Annotated in this window: 14 protein-coding genes; 8 read left to right on the top strand and 6 right to left on the bottom strand. The window is 51.6% G+C overall.

What is annotated here, in order from left to right; translation table 11 throughout:
• Positions 1–276: 276 nt before the first annotated feature.
• The 5 genes from F459_RS24645 to F459_RS0107755 all read right to left on the bottom strand — a co-directional run bounded on the left by F459_RS24645 (position 277) and on the right by F459_RS0107755 (position 4,653).
• Positions 277–420: a TetR/AcrR family transcriptional regulator gene (locus F459_RS24645; RefSeq protein ID WP_081623716.1), complete on the bottom strand. Its 144-nt coding sequence runs from the start codon at positions 418–420 to the stop codon at positions 277–279.
• A gap of 138 nt (positions 421–558) precedes the next feature.
• Positions 559–1,341 (bottom strand): YoaP domain-containing protein, encoded by a 783-nt coding sequence (locus tag F459_RS0107770; protein WP_020612167.1) that lies wholly within the window; start codon positions 1,339–1,341, stop codon positions 559–561.
• Positions 1,342–1,387: 46 nt separating this feature from the next.
• Complete coding sequence (locus F459_RS0107765; protein WP_020612166.1) at positions 1,388–2,287, bottom strand: carbohydrate ABC transporter permease; 900 nt, start codon at positions 2,285–2,287, stop codon at positions 1,388–1,390.
• A gap of 4 nt (positions 2,288–2,291) precedes the next feature.
• Positions 2,292–3,236, bottom strand: a complete 945-nt coding sequence (locus F459_RS0107760; RefSeq protein WP_020612165.1) for a carbohydrate ABC transporter permease — start codon at positions 3,234–3,236, stop codon at positions 2,292–2,294.
• Between the two features lie 91 nt (positions 3,237–3,327).
• Positions 3,328–4,653: an ABC transporter substrate-binding protein gene (locus tag F459_RS0107755; protein ID WP_020612164.1), complete on the bottom strand. Its 1,326-nt coding sequence runs from the start codon at positions 4,651–4,653 to the stop codon at positions 3,328–3,330.
• Positions 4,654–4,864: 211 nt separating this feature from the next.
• Between F459_RS0107755 and F459_RS0107750 the strand changes: the two genes are divergently transcribed.
• A complete protein-coding gene (locus F459_RS0107750) occupies positions 4,865–6,766 on the top strand; it encodes an FAD-dependent oxidoreductase (protein ID WP_020612163.1) in 1,902 nt (633 codons plus the stop codon).
• A gap of 66 nt (positions 6,767–6,832) precedes the next feature.
• The gene (locus F459_RS0107745) at positions 6,833–8,065 is read left to right on the top strand and encodes a PucR family transcriptional regulator (RefSeq protein ID WP_020612162.1); all 1,233 of its coding nucleotides are present in this window, start codon (positions 6,833–6,835) and stop codon (positions 8,063–8,065) included.
• 39 nt (positions 8,066–8,104) lie between these two features.
• Here the strand turns inward: F459_RS0107745 and F459_RS0107740 are convergent, their stop codons facing one another.
• Positions 8,105–9,109: a LacI family DNA-binding transcriptional regulator gene (locus F459_RS0107740; protein WP_245540113.1), complete on the bottom strand. Its 1,005-nt coding sequence runs from the start codon at positions 9,107–9,109 to the stop codon at positions 8,105–8,107.
• 122 nt (positions 9,110–9,231) lie between these two features.
• Here F459_RS0107740 and F459_RS0107735 point away from each other — a divergent pair, with 122 nt between their 5' ends.
• The 6 genes from F459_RS0107735 to F459_RS0107710 all read left to right on the top strand — a co-directional run bounded on the left by F459_RS0107735 (position 9,232) and on the right by F459_RS0107710 (position 15,926).
• Positions 9,232–10,326: a BMP family ABC transporter substrate-binding protein gene (locus F459_RS0107735; RefSeq protein WP_020612160.1), complete on the top strand. Its 1,095-nt coding sequence runs from the start codon at positions 9,232–9,234 to the stop codon at positions 10,324–10,326.
• Positions 10,327–10,339: 13 nt separating this feature from the next.
• Positions 10,340–11,866, top strand: coding sequence for an ABC transporter ATP-binding protein (locus F459_RS0107730; RefSeq protein ID WP_020612159.1), 1,527 nt, complete (start codon positions 10,340–10,342; stop codon positions 11,864–11,866).
• Positions 11,863–12,906 carry an ABC transporter permease gene (locus F459_RS0107725; protein WP_020612158.1) on the top strand — a complete coding sequence of 348 codons (1,044 nt, stop codon included), beginning with the start codon at positions 11,863–11,865 and terminating at the stop codon, positions 12,904–12,906. Before F459_RS0107730 ends, F459_RS0107725 begins: the two co-directional genes overlap by 4 nt.
• 1 nt (position 12,907) lies before the next feature.
• A complete protein-coding gene (locus tag F459_RS0107720; RefSeq protein ID WP_020612157.1) occupies positions 12,908–13,828 on the top strand; it encodes an ABC transporter permease in 921 nt (306 codons plus the stop codon).
• Positions 13,828–14,784 (top strand): nucleoside hydrolase, encoded by a 957-nt coding sequence (locus F459_RS0107715; protein ID WP_245540112.1) that lies wholly within the window; start codon positions 13,828–13,830, stop codon positions 14,782–14,784. The genes F459_RS0107720 and F459_RS0107715 overlap by 1 nt, the downstream gene beginning before the upstream one ends.
• Positions 14,785–14,855: 71 nt before the next feature.
• Positions 14,856–15,926: a DmpA family aminopeptidase gene (locus F459_RS0107710; RefSeq protein WP_020612155.1), complete on the top strand. Its 1,071-nt coding sequence runs from the start codon at positions 14,856–14,858 to the stop codon at positions 15,924–15,926.
• Positions 15,927–16,053: the final 127 nt, after the last annotated feature.

The raw sequence follows: 16,053 nt of genomic DNA, 5'->3' as shown, positions 1-16,053 counted from the left end.
CTATGAAACAGAATCTCAAGATAAAAAGTTTCCTCGGAACCAGTCGAAATGCAATACTTATTCAAATATGGACTGCAATGATTTCTTACCTGTTATTGAGTTATCTTAAATTTCTATCAACCCATAAATGGACAATTGGAAGTCTGATGAATGTCATCCCAATGCTTCTATTTTCCAGGCGAAGTTTATGGGAATGGTTGAATAAGCCATTCGGGGTTTCGTCATCTCCTCAAGATTTAACGCTTCAGATGGAGTTGCTATGATTATTTTGGACAGCTATGAGTCAAAATAATAGTAGAGCGTGCCTTTTACGATTCCAATCTCTTTTGCGATAGCGGCAACAGATGCTCCCGGTATTCCTTCTCGGTTAAAAACCGGAATTGCCTTCCGAATTATTTCGTTCTTATTCTTAATTATCATATCATTTTTGACCGATTGTTCAAAACTGATAAACGGTTAGTGAGTATCTGTCAAGGCAGAAACCGAATGAGCCATATGTACAGGGATTGAGGGAACATTGAAAGGATTATCTGATCATTCAACGGCGGAAACATGCTTTCACTTATCACCAGGATTCCTGACACTATGCATGATATTCTCGAAACGTTTGTTGCTGATGGGATGGTGACTGATGATTCTCCCGTTGTAGATGATACAAAAGGATCCGAAAGGCGAGGGCGAAGCCTGAGCAGATGCCGCGTCGTTAAGATCGATTACGTTGGGATCAAGATGAAATTGGCTTTGTGCCGTCTTTACGATGGCATTGACGTTCTTCTCCGTATAGGGGCACTGGACGGACCGGATTATCGTTAATCCGTCGCTGTACTGTTTCAGGCTTTCCTGCATCTCGGCCTTCTTGAAACGGGGAGCTGGTACTCTGTCATCAAACTGATTGACCAGCAGGTCGAAATCGGGCTTGCTGCTGTCGACGATCCGAAAACCGCTTTTGAGGAAGATCCTGTTGTCCGCCATAAAAGAGCCTTTCCTGGCAACCACGGCCATGTTTTGCTCTTTTGCATCGTCCAGGCAGGCGGCGATGAGGGAGCTCCCGTGGCCGTTTCCCTTGAATTCGTTTTTGAAGCCGACAAAAAGGCATTGAACAAACATATATCCCTCGGCCGCCACCGGACGATGCGCATAGGATGCGGGGAGGTATTCGATCATTCCCTGATAGCCTCCGGGCTGCGCAAGGAGCACCTTTATTCGTAGCCCCTTCGGATAGTATTCCGCAAACCAGTCGATTTTCTTTCGTAGTTCCAGGTGCTTTTTCACATCCTTGTATCCGCAAACGCCGTAGTCGGCGATTGTTTCGGGAGTTAAATCGATGATCTCCATCTGCATTGTCTTTTCCTCCTTTTTTCGTGTTACGGGACAGAACATCTATCCATTACTTATCGGAACTCAGCGCATACCCCTTCATAAAAGCATTGTACAGCAGGGCAAAGATAATCAAGGGCGGTATCATGGCGATGATGGCACCGGACATAACCTCTCCCCAGGCGACCGAATCGCCGATTGCAATGATTTTATTCATCCCGACCTGTACCACCTGATTGGCATCGTAACGGACGATCACCCTTGGCCAGAGATATTGGTTCCAGACATAGACAAATTGAATCAGCGCCAGGGCTCCGATGGTGTTCCAGCTCATGGGAATAAGGATGTGGAAAATAAAGCCTATAGGGCCTGTTCCGTCTATTCTGGAAGAATCAACCAGGGAGCGGGGAACAGAGTTGAAGTGCTGGATGAAAAGAAAGACGCCCGTCGCAGAGGCGAGAAAGGGAACGATGATGGCGAGGTTTGTATTGGACCAGCCGAAACCGTATGCAATGGGATGGAACAGCAGTTTGACGGGGTTGAAAACCCAGGATGCCCATTGGAGCAGGCTGGCTGCAGGTTTGTTCGCGATCAGGTTGAAGAGCCCGAGGATCAGCACCTCGGTCGGCATCATGAGCGTTACAATAATAAAGATAAAGATGATTTTCTTGCCTTTGAATTTGAAGTAGACCAATGCGAAGGCCGCAAGAAAGGAGAGAATAATCTTTCCTAGGGTAACATATACGGAGATTACCAAAGAGTTTTTCATGTAGATCCAGAGTTTATAGTCGAAAAAGGCCCGCTTGAAATTGTGAAAAAAACTGGATCCGATCTTCAGCGACGGGGAAAGAACCTGAGCAGTGTTTTGAGTCGATTTTATAAGTGCAAATACGATGGGAAAACAGACGAGAATCACCGCCGTACAGAGTACAATGTGTACCCAGAGCGCGCCCTTTTTTTTCTTATTCATACTATTACCCCTGATAGTGTATGCCCTTGCCCATGGATGAGAATTGGAAATAGGCAACAACCCCCACCATGATGGTCAGAATGACGCTTTCTGCTGCCGCGAAACCCATATTGCTGCTTCCCCCAAAGCCGTCCTGAAAGACCTTGTACATGAGGGTGGTGGTGATTCCCGTTTTATCCAGCACTGTCGGGGGGCCGACGGGACCCCCTGTTGTAAGGATATCGATAAGTCCGAAGGTCTCAAAAAAGGCGTAGCTGATATTGGTGAAGACCAGAAAAAATGTGGTAGGGCTCAGGAGAGGATACAGCACATTGAAGAATTTTCTCCACGCACCTGCCCCGTCAATATCGGCCGCTTCAAGGGGTTCGGTGGGGATGTTCTGCAGAGCGGCCAGGTAGAAGACGATGTTATACCCAAGATACTTCCATACAGCGGCAAAGACCACGAGCGTGAGCGCAAGCAGGGGCGAATCGAGCCAGCGAGGTTTTACCGAAAAGAGGAAATCGAGAAGGGTGTTCATGATACCGACCTCGGGATTGAAGATGAAGAGGAAGATGGTCCCGGCTACGGCAGGAGAGAGGGCAAAGGGCCAGATGAGCAGCATCCTGTACACGGTCCCGCCCTTGATCTTTTTGTTTGCCTGTATGGCCAGGAAAATGGAAGCAGAAATCCCTATGAAGACAATGAGGAGGCTGATCAGCAAGGTTTGGGTCAGACTTTGGAGAAAGGCCGGGGCCAGGGGGCCGGTAAAGAGATTTCGGTAATTTCCCAGGCCGATGAATGTATGGGTCCCAAGAAAGAGGTTGTTTCGGAAAAAACTCATAACCAGCGAATGCCACGCCGGAAAGTAGAGAAAGACGATGAGGATCAAAATAGTGGGCAGAAGAAAAAGGACCGCCTTCCATGTCCCCCTGAAAACGGCATTTTCCCCTTGATCAAAGATATTCATCAAAGGCTCCTTGTACAAAAACAGGCCGACAGAAGCCGGCCGTACGACTGCTCCTATCAGCCCTATATGAAAAGCTAAAGAAAGCGTGTTACTAAAAGTTTGCGTTATATTCCTTTAGCTTGGTATCTGAAAGAATTTTCGCTTCAGCGAGGGCACTCTTTACGTCGGCTCCCTGGAGGATCTTCTGGAGGGCCGTTTCGATGATTGTTCGGTTATCGGTTAACGTCCCTGCAAGAGCACCGGCACTTGCCTTGTTGCTTTTCGTCTGCAAAAGCTGATTGAAGGCGACGATCTGATTTGCATCGCTGTCGAACCATCCCTCTTGCTTAAGTGCTTCCACCGAGGAGTTGCGCACCGGATAGTAACCGGTAAGCTTATGCCAGCTAACCATGTTTTCGGTATTTGTCATGAACAGTACGAAATCCCGTGCAGCGGTCAACTCGTCCTCCGGATGATTCTTGGTGACCCAAACACTGGCCCCTCCGATGACGGTGCCGTTTCTTGTCGCTCCGTCGGGTATGGGGATGAAACCGACGCCGAGCTTGAATTTTCCTTCGACCGCCTTTGATATATTTCCGAGGTCGGCGGTGGAGGTGATGTGAATCATCGCTTTTCCTTCCTCGAAGATGGCGTCGCTTCCGTTCCAGTCTTCAAACTTTCCTGAATAGGTGTAGAGGTCCTTTTTTGCAAGTTCCGCCATAAAGTTGCCGATTTTCATACCTGCGGGGCTGTTGAGGTTTGTCTCGGTCGCTCGTGCGTCCCGACCGTTGCCGTTATTCACCAGCATCGCATTCTGTTCCGACATCCACTGTTCGAAATACCAGCCGTGGAGGCACATGGAGAACTTCGCCCCCTCGACACCCTTAGCCTTTGCCGTTTCAAGAAGTTTGATCACGTCGCTGAAAGTTGCGGGAACATAGTCGACAGGGTAGCCTGCTTCCACGATCTTATCTTTATTAATATAGAGGACGGGAGAAGAGCTGTTAAAGGGAATCGAATTGACCTTATCATTGATGGTGTAATAGTTAAGTACCGGTTTGATATAGTCGGAGGTATCGAAGGAACCGATCTCTCCGACGGGCATAAAGATACCGGAGTCATAGGCGAGCTGGCTCCCTACCTCGAAGACCTGCACCAGATGGGGGGCTGATCCCTGCTTATCGGCAAGAATGGCTGCCTGTAGGGTATCCCGATAGCTTCCCTTTGCCTCAACCACCACCTTGTAGCCCGGATGGCTGGTGTTGAACTCACCGGCCCGGTCCTCTATCCATTGGGACCTGGCCGCGTCTCCGAATGCATGCCAAAAATAGATCTCTTTGACCGGCTTTTCCGTTTGTGATGTTTCCTGGTTGCCTCCGGCACATACCATACCGACGGATAGGACGGCAAGGGCGAACAGGGACAAAACTCTTTTCATGGTTTCCTCCGTTTCATTCGTATGGAACGCTGATAACGTCCAAGCTATTTCCACATACCTGTGTTTGCCTTCCGTCATGGCTTTGTTCCTTTCTTGTTAGTTAGATGCAATGATCAACGAAAAAAAGCCTCCTGATTTGTACGGTTCGGCCAATAACCTTTTAAATCGCTTTTAGTAAAATAATATCGATACATAATATTTGGGAGGCAGTATGAAGAAGTCCTTTCGACGAATAGGTTTTGCCTTGTTGGTGATGTTTCTCCTGCTTGGATGTGGTTCCTGCGGGAATAAGACCATGAAGGATGGGGTATATACCTCGTCGGCCGATGGTCATAACGGGCCTGTCACGGTTCAGATGACCATCAAAGAGGGAAAGATTGCAGATGTTGCGGTTGTCGATAACTCCGAGACTGCAAGCATAGCCGCTGCTGCAATCGAGCGAATTCCTGCGGCCATCGTAGAGCACCAAAGCCTCGCGATTGATGCGATATCGGGGGCTACAAAGGTAAGTGAAGCGATCCTGAATGCGGCGGCACAAGATGTTGAAAAAGCCGGTGGGTCGGCAGAGGCACTCAAAGCCGTACAGGTGAAGACGGATGCTGCAAAAACCGAATCCTATGACTGCGATGTCGTTGTCATAGGTGCCGGAGGCGCGGGAAGCGCGGCAGCCGTTACTGCGGCGGAAGGGGGTGAAAAGGTCATCCTTGTCGAAAAAGCGGCACAACCGGGAGGCACCAGTATCCTTGCCTCGGGGATTTTCGCTACCGATTCCAGGCTGCAGAAAGAGGCCGGCGTGGTTTGTCGGACCGGAGATGTCTACAAGGTGTGGCAGGATTACACCTCCTGGCTGAACGACCCCAGCCTCACCTGGCGGTTTTTCAAGCAATCCGCATCCACCGTCGATTGGTTGGAGGATCACGGTTTCGCCTTCAAGCTTATTCCCAATGTCCAGAAATCCCATGAAGGCGGATTCGAGACCTATCACCACTATAAAGAGGATGCAAAGCGGCTCGATTACATAAAGTCGTTGTTGTCCTATCTGGATACGTACGACGGAGAGGTGATGTATGAGACTCCTGCCAAAAAGATTCTCATGAAGGATGGCCATGTAGCCGGTATCGAAGCACAGAAGGCCGATGGAACCAAGGTGATCATCAATGCAAATGCCGTGGTCATCGCTTCCGGAGGCTTCGGTGCCAATCGGGAGATGCTGGACCAGGCCACAGGCGGTGTTGCCCAGAGCCTGCTGAACTCGGGTACCCAGACCGGCGACGGCATCAAGATGGCCAGGGCCGTGGGAGCCGGTGGAGAAAATCGGGAGTTCAGCCAGTACCATGGTGTGGATATGCCCTTTGATGTCATTAATGCGGCAGGCGCGATTGACGATAAGGGGGCTCGCGGCGGCATCGAAGCGGTCAACCATCTTGCCAACTATCCCGGGGCTCTTTGGGTCAACGCTCAAGGTATGCGTTTTGCATCCGAGGCTCTTGCCTACGATAGTGCTCTTGTCGCAAATGCCACCGCTGCGGCCGGAGGGAACTACTACGTGATCATCGATTCAACGAGCCTTGCGGCCCTTGAATCCGGGGGAACCTCGGCTCTGGGGATTACCGAAAGCCCCGAGCGCCTGGCCGGACAGGAGCTTACCCCGATCCATGAGCCCTGGACAGGCCTCTCCGAGCAGTTCGGGACCGCATTTACGTTAGGCGGTGCCTTCAAAGGCGACACTCTCGAAGATTTGGCCACGGCAATCGGTATCAATCCGGCGACCTTTGCAAAGAGTGTTGCGGCATACAATCAGGTTTGTGCGGCAAAGAATGATGAACAGTTCGAAAAGGATCCCATGTATCTCGTCCCCATTACGAAAGGGCCTTTCTATGCCTGTAAGGGTCAAACTGTAACCCTCGGAGGGCTCGGCGGAATTTCTACCGACTCACGCCTCAATGTAACCGACAAGGCGGGAAAACCAATCTCCGGACTGTATGCGGCAGGAAATGTTGTCAATGCAATCTATAACAACGTATATCCCCTTATCGAAGGTGTAACCGCAGCCTGGGCCTATAACTCGGGAAGGATCGCCGGACAATCCGTTCTGGAAGATTTTGCGAACTAGCTTTTTGTCTTAAGATTTCTGCTTCATTGAGCTCCCGGGCTTTTCGTACTATACTTCTGTACTGCCATGGAACAAAGCCCGGGGCTCTCTGAAGGGCGCCTTTATCATGCATACGAGCGTTTTCTCGACATCCTTTCCAAGGGACAGGGGATTACCCCATTGTTGGAGGCTGGGTATGATATGCTTGGTATGCCGTTACATCTTCTTGATCCTGCTTTTCGGCTGATACGAAAGGTCGGTGGGGAAGGCCTTGATGACGAGCGTTGGTTGGAGTATATCGAGGAAGGAGTCATTTCAGAAAAGCAATTGGTACGGATCAAGGAATCAGGTTATCTGCAAAGGGTGCAGAATCCAGAGGGAATCCCGACGATCGAAGCCGGATGTGGTGGGCGTCCCGATGTTATCGGTTGTGATGTCGTTGCAAAGGGAAAGCTTATAGGCAGGCTTGGTATATGGTGTACTCGAAGTTACACCCGGGAAGATATCGATATCGTCGCTCTGCTTGGAAAAAGCCTTTCCGCCGAACTTCAGAAATACCATCTTTCCTATCTCGATTTGCATAGCAGAGGCGATTATTTCCTCAGTCGAATTCTCAGGGAGGAGGTTGGGACGAAAGAGGAAATCGAGCATCTGCAGAATATCCTTGATGTTAAAGTGGAAGGGCGGCTGCGTATTCTCCTTGTTCGGGAAACAAGGGAAAACAAGAACGAATGTTGTGCCCCCAGCTTCATCCAAAGAAAAGTGCAAGCCATTTTTCCACGAAGCTTGTGCACCGTAGTGGATGATCAGGTTGTTGCCCTTCTCAACGGTAATGCGGGAAAGAGTCTTTCCCCCGAAAAGAGGAAGGAGCTTGCGGCGCTTGCCGAGAGAAACAAATTCCGCTGTGGCATCAGCAGGGAGTATGATCTCCTATCCAAGACTGCAGAACATCTTCGCCAGGCCAAAGCCGCCCTTCGCTTTGCCCCGGCAGATCGGCTACTTTCCTGTTATGAAGATATATTCCTTACTGACATACTCTTCCTCTGTTCTCAAAGTGTAAACCCGGAGGACCTCTGCTATCCGCCTCTTTTGCGGCTTCGGGAATATGATGCTTCGTATCATACGGAATATGTGTCAAGTCTCAGGCTGTTTATCAATCATTCCGGTAACATGTCCCGTGCTGCAAAGGCGCTTAGCATCCACTACAACACCATGAAGTACAGGATAGACGTTATTAAGGAGCTCTTGGAGATCGAAAATTTTTCTCTCCCGGAGCTTGCCAAACTGCAGTTTTCTTTGATGGCAATGGAATGGCATTGATATATGACATTTTCCGAGACGTTTGGTCCCTTATGCTTTCTATGAGCTTTCCCGTATCATCAGTCGCCCTGCGATGAGGATTTTTTCGGGGGGAGGTGGTACCAATCCCCTTTGGTAGTCGATAAGGTGATGAAATGCCCGTTCCGCAATGCTTTTGCGCGAAATGCGTACCGTTGAGAGGGAAGGAGAGAGCTCTTTACTTGCCGGAAGGTCGTCGAAACCTACGAGGGCAATATCACCTGGAATTGTCAAACCAATATCCCGACAGGCATTCATGCAGTTGTAGGCAAGGATATCGTTGGCGCACAGAAAGGCGCTCGCATGACCGCGGTGGGTTTTAAAATAATCGGTGAAGGCCTGTTTCCCTGTTTCTCTATTGGTAGCGATTCGTACAACCATATCGTCGCTGTATGCAAGCCCGAAAAGGCGGAGGGCCGCCCTGTATGCATCTTCCCTCGCCTGAAAATTGGGACTCAGCCTATCGGCCTGGATAAAGCCGATTCGGCTATGCCCCTTATCGACGAGATGGGATACGATTTGATAGATACTTTCGGCATTATCGATATCGACAAAGGTCGCATTGATCCCATAGTAGCACACATCAATAAAGATCCCGTGCGGATCGATTTCGTGAAGAAGGCGGACATCTTCCCGGTAAAGCCCTGCACCGAGAAAAATCGTTCCCACACCGTTTTCCTGGGTTTCGCGACATCCGATGGCCTTGATGTTTTCCAGCATAAAGGTCTGAATGTCCACGGTCATTCCGTGCGCCGCGGCCACCGTTGTAATGCCTTCAAGGTATTCGGCGATAAAGATACGGTAGGTATCATCCCAGGAGTCGGAGGACTTTAGGATCTGCACAAATCGGAGCGTTCTGCCGTCGAGGTCGGGCTCCTGCTGCTTTTGATAACCCAACTCCTGAGCTATACGCCGGATCTCTTCGGCCTTGCTTTTGCTGACTCCCTTTTTTTTGTTGAGCGCCATAGAAACGGTGGCTATGGAAACTCCGGCTTGTCGTGCAATGTCGTCTAATGTTGCTGCCATGGTGTTCATTATATATCGATTTGTCTCTGCAAGACAACTTAAACTTTTAAGTTATTTTACTTAAAAAATAATTGACATATGATTAAATTAGCCTTAATCTGAAGGTATCTTGGAGGTACCACATGAAAAAACGATGTCTTAGCATGCTCATCCTTACGGTAATGGTTGCGTGTTTCGGATGGGCCGGAGGACAAAACGAGGGTCCTGTCGATACTGATACCCTTCGGGTCATTCTTATCATTCCAGGTAATCTGGGGGATAAGTCGTTCTTTGATTCTGCGAACAGGGGACTGGACTTGGTTGCCCGGGAATTCGGCGCCGAGACCAAGGTTATTGAGGCCGGGGTGGATTCCACCAAATGGGAGCCGGCCTTGTATGACGCCATCGACGGGGATTGGGACATTATTATTACCGGAAGTTCGATGACCGAGCTTCTCAATCAGGTGGCGCCCCAGTACCCAGACCAAAGGTTTATCAACTTCGATACATCGATTGTCGAAACACCGAATAATGTCTATTCGATGTTTTACGCCACTAACGACATCGGCTTTCTTGCCGGAACGGTGGCGGCTCTGGTAACCACCTCCGATCTGCCCCTTTCCAATGATGAGGCGACGATTGGTTTTCTGGGGGGGATGGATATTCCGGGAATCAACGACTTTTTGGTCGGCTATATCGAAGGTGCTTTGAACATCAATCCCGATATCCAGGTGCTTATCTCCTATGCCGGAGACTTTAATGATCCTGCCAAGGGAAAGGAGCTCTCACTTGTCCAGTACAACGCCGGGGCCGACATCATCTACAATGTGGCAGGCGGTACCGGCCTGGGCTTGATGGATGCAGCAAAGGCGGCAAACGGCTATGCAATTGGAGTCGACTCCGATCAGGCCATGCTTTTCCGGGAGAGCGATCCTCAAAAGGCGTCCCACATTGTTACCTCGACGATCAAGCGAATCGATCAATCCGTACTTCGGGCCGTCTCTCTCGCCCTGTCCGGGGAGCTTCCATTCGGCACCCATGAGGTTCTTGGTGTCAAAGAGGGTGGCGTCGGCCTTGCAAAGAATGAGTTTTACGATGCGGTGATGAGCGACGAGTTGAAGGCCAGGGTCGAAGCGGTTACCCAGGAACTGGTCGCAGGGCAGATTGAGGTCTCTTCCGCCTTCGGCATGGAATCTGAACAGATCAACGCCCTCAGGGAGCGTGTTTCCCGGAGATAGCGGGTAAAAAACGATGGAACCGGCACTTGTTTTAGAGGGGATCACCAAGGTGTATCCGGGGGTTGTGGCCAACCGTAATATCTCATTTTCTCTTAACGAGGGTGAGATCCATGCGATCTGTGGAGAAAATGGAGCGGGAAAGTCCACCCTCATGAAGATTATCTTCGGCATGGAACAGCCTTCGGAGGGAAAGATCTTTCTGAAAGGAAAGGAAGTGCACATTCGTTCCCCCCAGGATGCCATCGATCTCGGCATAGGAATGGTGCATCAACATTTCATGCTGGTTCCATCCTTTACCGTTGCAGAGAATTTGGTGCTGGGCATGGAACCTTCCCGGTATACCAAGCTCGATAAGGGCAAAGCCATTGCGGAAACCAGGGAGGTTGCCGAACAGTTTGAACTGAAGGTTACTCCCGAAGCCCGGGTCGAGGATATCGGTGTAGCCATGATGCAGAAACTTGAAATCCTCAAGGCCCTCTACCGCGGTGCACGGATTTTGATCCTGGATGAACCTACCGCGGTTCTTACCCCTCAGGAGACGGATGAACTCTTTGAGCAGCTGCTTGTGCTGAAAAAGCGGGGACATACCATTGTTTTTATCTCACACAAGCTGAAGGAAGTGAAACAGATCAGCGACAGGATCACCGTGATCAGAAAAGGGGAGGTTGCCGGAAGGTTTTTGACCTCGCAGGTCGATGAACGGGAAATTTCCGAAGCGATGATCGGAAAGATCATGAGCGGGGGAACAAAATGGAAACGGGTTTCCCCCGGCAGGCAGGCTTTGCGTGCGGAGGCGCTGAGCCTTGTGGATACAAACGGCCGGCCGGTGCTTCGAAAGCTCTCCTTTTCGTTACGTGAGGGGGAAATCCTTGGCGTGGCGGGTGTTGAAGGCAATGGTCAGCGTGAACTTATCGAGCTTATTACCGGCCAGCGCAGACTGCAGGAAGGTTCTCTTTCCTATGGGGAAAAAGAGCTGCGTCCCCGGAATATCGGCCAGGTTCGCTCCCTCGGCCTTGCCTATATTCCCGAGGACCGTATGAGAAACGGATGCGCCACCGGCGGCGCCATATGGGAAAATCTCATAACCAATCGCCTCTCCGACAAACGCTTTTCCCGCCGATCATGGTTGCGCAAACGGGAGATCGAAAACGATAGCAGAACACTGGTCGGGGAATACGATATTCGCTGTTCCTCAATTGCCGACAGTGTAGGGCAGCTTTCGGGAGGAAATATCCAAAAGGTGGTTGTCGCACGGGAATGTGCTTCCGATCCTTCCATCCTGGTGGCCGATCAGCCGACCCGGGGAGTGGATATCAATTCCGCCGAACAAATCCACCGGAAAATTATCGAGATGAGTCGAAACCAGACCGCGGTGCTCCTGGTTTCCGCGGACCTGGGAGAACTCCTTGATCTCTGTACAAGCTTGATTGTCCTTTTTAATGGAGAGATTACCGCACGTTTCGATGATATTTCCGATCTCGATGAAAAGGAGCTTGGTTTTTATATGCTTGGAATAAAGCGACAGGGAGACGAGGCATGAACGAGGGGTTTTTTAAAACGGTCCGTCTGGCGGTAGCCATTCTCCTGTCGCTCCTGCTTGCCTTCATCATCATCTCACTGGTAAGCAAGAACCCGCTACGCACCATGGGACTTTTTCTTTTCGGTCCCCTGAAAAATGTCCGCTATCTCGGAAATGTCATAGAACTCACCATTCCCCTGATCTTTGCCGGACTTTCGACGGCCATTCTGTTTCAGGCAAATCTTTTCAACCTGGGAGCCGAGGGGATCTTCTATTTCTCGGGTTTGACCGCCGCCTTTGTGGCCGTACTGGTTCCCATTGCCAATCCCTTTCTGCATGTAAGCGCTGCCATTGCCGCAGGAGCAGTGATGGGAATGGTCGTTGCCCTTGTGCCCGGTTATCTCAGGGCAAAGTGGAACGCCAGCGAGCTGGTATCCTCGCTTATGATGAACAGCATTCTTGCGGGAGTGGGTCTTTATCTTCTTAACAACGTTATACGCGACAAAGATCTGACGGAAATAGCCTCGTTAAAGCTGGCTCCCTCCGCACTGCTTCCGCGTATTATTCCGAGGACCAGGATTCACCTCGGCCTGGTGATCTGCCTCTGTTTTGTCGCCGGTGTCTATCTTTTTTCCCGGCGCCATCGTATCGGCTACCTCCTCAGGATGTTCGGCTTCAACCACCGCTTCGTGGAGTATTCCGGCTTTTCCAGTTTCAGCATGATTATCATAGCCCATCTTCTTGCCGGTTTCATTGCCGGGGTGGGAGGAAGCGTGGAGGTTCTCGGCATGTACGACCGATTTCGCTGGGCATCCCTGCCGGGGCTCGGATTCGACGGGGCGCTGGTGGCGATGCTGGCCCGTAACAAACCCCTTCCGGTGCTTGGCTCCGCCCTCTTTCTTGCCTATATCCGGACCGGTGCCGATATCATGGCCCGGCAGGCGGATGTCCCTGCGGAAATGGTTTCCATCGTACAGGCGGTAATCATTCTCCTGATTTCGGCGGACCGTTTCCTCCATGGTCTCGAAGAACGACGAATCCTGAAAAAGGCGTTGGCATAGTATGTTTTGGCATCTCATTTTCTCATCAAGTTTTCTCTTTTCGGTCCTGCGGGTAAGCACTCCGATCGTCTTTGCCGCTCTCGGTGCACTGATCTCGGATCGCGCGGGAATCGTCAATATCGGACTGGAGGGTATTATGCTCACCGCCGCCCTCGGCGGCGTTATCGGAAGCGCCTATACCGGGAGTGCCGCCCTCGGCCTTTTCTTTGCCATCCTCTCAGGGGTGTTGTTTTCGGCAATCCTTGCCTGGTTTACTCTCAAGATGAAAACCGATGTTATTCTCGGCGGTATCGCTCTGAATCTCTTTGCCTCGGGAGGGACCATCTTTCTCCTTTCCATCCTGACAGGAGAGAAGGGGACATCCTCTTCCCTGCCGAGCAAGGTGCTGCCGGATATCACATTGCCGCTTATTGCGCGCATCCCCGTTCTCGGCGATATTCTTTCGGGGCATAACCTGTTGACCTACGTCTGCATACTTTCTGTTGTGGGGCTTTGGTATCTGATGAACCACACCCCTCTGGGCTTCTGGATCAGGGCCGTGGGAGAAAACCACCATGCGGCCGAGTCCGTCGGCATCGATGTTTTCAGGATCCGCTTTGCTGCGCTTTTGATGAGCGGGCTCTTTGCCGCGCTTGGCGGGGCCTTCCTCTCCATGGGCTATGTCTCCTGGTTTTCCCGTGATATGTCGGCCGGACGTGGATGGATCGCCCTGGCAGCCGAGGCAATGGGGGGCGGTTTGGTGGTTCGCACCACCATAACGGCCGCTTTCTTCGGCCTTGCCGATGCCCTTGCAAACACCCTGCAGACCATCAATCTTCCCTCGGAGTTGGTAAAAACCATCCCGTATCTCGGCACCATCATCGGACTTGCCCTCTATGCGGTGAGGCGAAGCAGCCGAGAGCAAAAGAAGGGGCGGTCATGATGAGTAAGGTACGTCCTGTCATCATCGATACCGATCCCGGCCATGATGATGCGATTGCCATCATGACCCTGATGGCCCATCCCGAACTGGTAAAGGTCCTTGGGTTCACCACCGTTGCCGGGAATCAGAGCCTGGAATTGGTCACGAAAAACATGCTCATGATTGCCGAACTGACGAAAAGCCGGGTGCCGATCGTCATGGGCGCCTCAAAACCCCTGGAACGGGAGCTTGAAACGGGCGAACACGCCCACGGCAGTTCGGGAATGGATGGCCACGATCTGCCTTCTCCAGCCCGTTTGCCTCTTGAGGTGGATTACCTTTCTTTCCTGCGTGAGACCATTGTTTCTTCCCCCGAAAAGGTTTCCATCGTTGCTTTAGGCCCGCTAACCAATATTGCCGGGCTTCTTACCCGTTACCCCGAGCTTGGTGGACGGATCGAAGAGATATCCATGATGGGCGGGGGACTTTCCAACGGAAATATCACCCCGGCGGCCGAATTCAACTTCTATGTCGATCCCGAGGCGGCCGCCCTTGTCTTTGCATCGGGGGTTCCCATTACCATGAGCGGCCTTGATGTGACCGAAAAGGCGCTGATCTATCCCCGGCAGTGGGAAGCGCTTCACCAAGGGGGAGCTTCTTCCCGGTTTTTTGCCCAGCTGCTTGATTTCTACAACATCGCTTCCAGACAATTCGGCTTCGAGGGTAGTGCCCTGCACGACCTTTGCGCCGCCCTCTGGATCCTGAAGCCCGATCTGTTTGAATCCGCATACTACCACGTTGCCATAGAAACCAGGGGAGAGCTTACCCGCGGCATGAGCCTTGCCGACCGCAGGAGAATTCCGTCCCAGCCTCCGAATGCGCGGGTTCTTCTGGACATCGACCGTGAGGGGCTTGTTTCATACCTTCTGGAGAGCCTGAAACGGCTTGATGAAATGATTGTATCGACCGGCCGGTAGCTTGTGTCTTCCTGTTCCTCTTCGTACTATGAAGCTGCTGCTTTACTTTACGAGGAGGACAAGAGGTGAGTATGCTTGCCAGGAGCTGGGGACTATGTCCCGGCAGGTTACAGCCCGGGCCGTTGAACTCGATTGCCGATGTCGGAGGGGTTTGTGTTGGACACGTTACCTACTGCGAGGGGGACATTCAGACGGGGGTTACGGCACTTCTTCCACATCGCGGGAATATCTTCCGCCAGAAGGTCCCCGCCGCGTGCCATGTCATAAACGGTTTTGGGAAGAGTGCCGGGCTTATCCAGCTTAACGAGCTCGGCAATATCGAGACCCCGATCATCCTTACCAGTACGCTGAATGTCGGGACCGCTTTTCAGGGATTGGTGGAACATGCCCTTCGGGAAAACCCCGAGATCGGCAGGAGCACCGGCACCGTCAATCCGCTGGTCCTCGAATGCAACGATGGTTTTCTCAACGACATTCGCCGTCCCGTTTTGAAAAAAGCGGATATCTTTCAAGCCGTTGAGGCTGCCGCGGCAAGTGGCACCCTTCAGGAAGGGGCTGTCGGCGCTGGCCGGGGAATGAGTTGTTACGAACTCAAAGGCGGTATCGGCTCCGCCTCCAGAACCTTTATCGTCGATGGCAAGACCATCAATCTTGGAGCCCTCGTTCTGACCAACTATGGACGCCTGCCTGATTTGCGGATCGGCGGAGATCCTGTCGGCAGCCGTCTGGCGATCCTGTCTTCCGAAACAAAGAGACGCCCCGAGCAGCGGGAACAGGGCTCGGTCATTGTCCTGCTTGCAACCGATGCCCCTCTGGACAGTCGTCAGTTGCTTAGGCTGGCGCGGCGGGGGGAGGCGGGGCTGGCCCGCTGCGGCTCCTTTATCGCCGGGGGGAGTGGGGAGATTGTCGTTGCTTTTTCCACCGCCTATACCATCCCTCATATTCCGGAAAGGGCCTATATCGATTGCCGTTGTCTGCATGACGACTATCTGGACACCCCGTTCCTTGCTGCTGTAGAAGCGATCGAGGAGGCGGTCCTCAATTCCATGATCGCTTCCGAAACGGTCACAGGCCGGGTCGGCAATACCCGGCATTCTTTGTCGGAGTATCTGGCGGGCCTTGGGTACTCCCATTCGGAGTGATTTGTTCACGATTAAAATTATCATAAATTTTTATCGATAAATCAATATTGACAAAATCTGTTGCGTGATCCATTATTTTTCCAGATAACGACTAATCAATTGCACATTTTCGTGCTTTGATGTAGCC

The sequence above is a fragment of the Sediminispirochaeta bajacaliforniensis DSM 16054 genome (genome assembly GCF_000378205.1).
Taxonomy (GTDB): Bacteria; Spirochaetota; Spirochaetia; order DSM-16054; family Sediminispirochaetaceae; genus Sediminispirochaeta; species Sediminispirochaeta bajacaliforniensis.
This window is presented reverse-complemented; position numbering and strand designations above follow the sequence as displayed.